Below are 515 nucleotides of genomic sequence, written 5' to 3' on the forward strand. Positions count from 1 at the left end.
CGGACGAACCTCTGGTGTGTCAGTTGTACTGCCAAGTGCACCGCTGATTAGCTACGTTCGGATGGGATAACCGCTGAAAGCATCTAAGCGGGAAGCTCGCTTCAAGATGAGATTTCCAAACACCCTCGGGTGTTGAAGGCCCCCAGCCAGACCACTGGGTTGATAGGCCGGACGTGGAAGACAGGACCAACGACTGTCGAAGCCGACCGGTACTAATAGGCCAACAACTTACACCACACACCACCCCCAAAAAGTGGTGAACGATCAAATGCTCCGCGTCCACTATGTGGTTCCCAACCAACAACACCACGGCACCAAACCGTCAGGGAACCAACACAACAAAATACAGAACCAGCAAGCACCTGGTAACCACAAAGACTTCCCACCCCACACACGGGGACGGGTACAAGGGTTACGGCGGTCATAGCGTGGGGGAAACGCCCGGTCCCATTCCGAACCCGGAAGCTAAGACCCACAGCGCCGATGGTACTGCACCCGGGAGGGTGTGGGAGAGT

At 56.3% G+C, this 515-nt stretch carries 2 rRNA genes; both read left to right on the forward strand.

The window, feature by feature from the left end:
* Positions 1-237, forward strand: a 23S ribosomal RNA gene (locus BIU82_RS16985); the annotation flags it as partial.
* A 176-nt stretch (positions 238-413) separates the two neighbouring features.
* A 5S ribosomal RNA gene (gene rrf / locus BIU82_RS16990) occupies positions 414-515 on the forward strand; the annotation flags it as partial.

The sequence above is a fragment of the Arthrobacter sp. SW1 genome (assembly GCF_001766675.1).
In the GTDB taxonomy this organism is placed as follows: Bacteria; Actinomycetota; Actinomycetes; order Actinomycetales; family Micrococcaceae; genus Arthrobacter.